The sequence below is a fragment of the Pseudorhodoplanes sp. genome (genome assembly GCF_050250235.1).
Lineage (GTDB): Bacteria > Pseudomonadota > Alphaproteobacteria > Rhizobiales > Xanthobacteraceae > Pseudorhodoplanes.
On sequence record NZ_JBFWPA010000314.1, the window covers coordinates 1 to 2850 of the forward strand.

The following is a 2850-nucleotide window of genomic DNA, read 5'->3' on the forward strand; positions in this document are numbered from 1 at the left end:
CATTGGTTTCGGAAATTCTCGGCGCGCCACGTGCAGCCGCCGCACCAGTCGCGAAAGCCATAAGGGTGTCGGATGTGGACGTATCGCCGTCAACAGTCACGGCGTTGAACGTATCGACGACGCCGCGGTTGATCAGTGCCTGCAGGACAGGCGCGGCGATCGGAGCGTCGGTGAAAACGAACGCGAGCATGGTCGCCATGTCCGGAGCGATCATGCCCGCGCCCTTGGCTATCCCATTGATCGCGATTGTGGCGTCGCCGAGTTTTGCCTGCGCCGTCGCAACCTTTGGAAACGTGTCGGTCGTCATGATCGCGCGAGCGGCGCCGAACCAGTCGAGCGGATTGGCATCAGCACAAAGGCGGTCGATCACTGCGTCGAACCTTTCGGCTTTGAGAGGTTCCCCGATAACGCCGGTCGAGGCCAGGAACACTTCGCCGGGTCGGCAACCGATCGCCTTCGCGCTGAGTCCGGCCGAGAGTCTGGTCGACTGGCGACCGCTCTTGCCGGTGAACGCGTTGGCATTGCCGGAATTGACGAGCAGGGCCCGCGCCTTGCCGCTCTTGAGTTTCTCACGGCACCATTCGACTGGTGCCGACGGACATTTCGAGCGGGTAAAGACGCCCGCGACGGTCGTGCCCTTGTCGAACAGGGCAAGGAGCACATCGGTCCGTCCGGCATAACGGATGCCCGCCTCGGCGGTTGCGAGGCGAATGCCATCGACCGGCGGCAGGTTCGGTACATGTTTGGGGGCGAGGGGGGAAATGGAGGTCGACAAGTCACTCTCTCGTTGAGAAGCCTCAGCCGGATCGTCCGGTGTCCTTCTTTGGCCTTGAGAGCATTAAAACGTCAATGGCCGGGACAAGCCCGGCCATGACGATATAACCAGATTGTGCCCAGGCTTATTTTTTCTGTTCAGGCGCGGTCTCGGTTTTGTCGAGCCGTTCGATCTTGGCATCCAGGCGGAGCTTCGCCACGTATTCGGCTTGCGTCTTTCGTGTCAGATAAGTCTCGATCTGATCCTTGACGCTATCGAACGAAGGGGCTTGCCGATCGCGTTTATCCTCGACCTTGATGATATGCCAGCCGAACTTAGTCTGTACGGGATCGGACGTCTGCCCTTTGTCGAGCTTGAACGCCGCCTCCGCGAACTCAGCGACCATTTGATCCTTGGTGAAATAGTCAAGGTCGCCACCTTGCGCAGCGCTTCCATCTTTTGATTTCTGTTTTGCCAGTTCAGCGAAGTCGGCGCCTTTCTTCAATTCCTCGGCAACAGCTTTTGCCTCCTCCTCGGTAGGGACGAGAATATGCCGCGCGCGTACCTCCTGCTCTCCGGCAAATTGCTTCGTTGCTTCCTGGTAGACCTTTTGTTTCGCATCCTCAGTCAGCGCGGCCTTCGCTTCGTTCTCCAGCAAGGTCTGCATCAGAAGCTTCTTGCGGAGATAGGCGAGACGCTGCTTGAATGACTTGTCTTCGGCAATCTTCTGATTTTCGGCGGCCTGCGCGGCCAGCACGATATCGGCCACATAGGTCACGAGGTAATCGCGCTTGCCTTCAGCGGGCATGGGCGGCATCTGCGTTCCGATTTCTTCCTCGGCAAGCGCAAGATCGCTTGCAGTGATGTCGGTCCCGTTGACGCGAGCAACGACGGTGTCGTCTTCTGCTGGAGCATGGTCGTTTGGCAGTAGAACGAATGCGATGATGGCGCCGAGCGCCAGCAGGAATCCGCCCGCTGCAAAATAGGTTGAACGGCCAGTCAATCGAGGCTTGGTCATGGTGGGGTCCTTGTCTCGCCGTTCGGCGGCAGCCCCTGGCCGAGCGGTGGCGGAGACTCGCCCAAAGATCATGGCAATGCAATGGCCCGCCGAAGTGATTTTTTCGTAATCTTAGACAGCCTGGAATTTTACAATCCCGCAAACTGGGAGGGCGCTCGGTTGAGCAAGGAGCGCAATTGACAAGGGTCCGACCCCCCCATATCTCTCGATGACCTCGCCGGTTCGACTGGTGGGATTTGTCGTGTTGCCACGTTGAGCCCCAAAAAGCCGCTATATTTTTCGGCGATGAAGGATGTCAGCGTGCTCGTTATTGCCAGCCGGTACACCAATGGGAACGGGCCGGCCTCCGTCGACCGCGGGATGGGGACTGGGGAGATTTGAAAGGATTCCGACATGATCGGGGCATTGGCCCGCAAGCTATTTGGCTCATCGAATGATCGTCGGATCCGCGGGTATCATCCTCGGGTTGCTGCGATCAACGATTTGGAGACGGAGCTTTCGGGTCTGTCGGATGAGGCGCTGCGTGCGCGCACGGACGCGTTCAAGGCCGAGCTTGGTGCGGGCAAGACGTTGGACGACATCCTGGTGCCGGCTTTTGCGACGGTTCGGGAGGCTGCCAAGCGGACGCTGGGTCAACGCCATTTCGACGTGCAGTTGATCGGCGGGATGGTGCTGCACGAAGGCAGGATCGCCGAGATGAAGACGGGGGAGGGCAAGACGCTGGTGGCGACGCTGCCGGTCTATCTCAACGCGCTGGCCGGACGCGGCGTGCATGTGGTGACGGTCAACGACTATCTGGCGAGCCGCGACGCCGAATGGATGGGGCAGATTTACAAGTTCCTCGGCCTTTCGGTCGGGGTCATCGTGCACGGTCTCGACGACGACCAGCGGAAGGCCGCCTACGATTGCGACGTCACCTACGGGACGAACAACGAGCTTGGCTTCGATTATCTGCGCGACAACATGAAGTACCGGCTGGAGGACATGGTCCAGCGCGGGCACATCTACGCCATTGTCGACGAGGTGGATTCGATCCTGATCGACGAGGCGCGCACGCCGCTGATCATCTCCGGGCCGC

3 protein-coding genes are annotated in these 2850 nt (G+C 59.7%); 1 reads left to right on the top strand and 2 read right to left on the bottom strand.

The annotated features are described in order from the left end of the window. Both AB7F49_RS39300 and AB7F49_RS39305 read right to left on the bottom strand, forming a co-directional pair. On the bottom strand, positions 1-775 hold a 775-nt coding region (locus AB7F49_RS39300), incomplete at its 3' end, for a bifunctional ornithine acetyltransferase/N-acetylglutamate synthase (RefSeq protein ID WP_428533443.1). A gap of 124 nt (positions 776-899) precedes the next feature. Beyond that, the gene (locus tag AB7F49_RS39305) at positions 900-1772 is read right to left on the bottom strand and encodes a peptidylprolyl isomerase (RefSeq protein ID WP_428533446.1); all 873 of its coding nucleotides are present in this window, start codon (positions 1770-1772) and stop codon (positions 900-902) included. Positions 1773-2165: 393 nt separating this feature from the next. Here AB7F49_RS39305 and AB7F49_RS39310 point away from each other — a divergent pair. Then, on the top strand, positions 2166-2850 hold a 685-nt coding region (locus tag AB7F49_RS39310; protein WP_428533449.1), incomplete at its 3' end, for a DEAD/DEAH box helicase.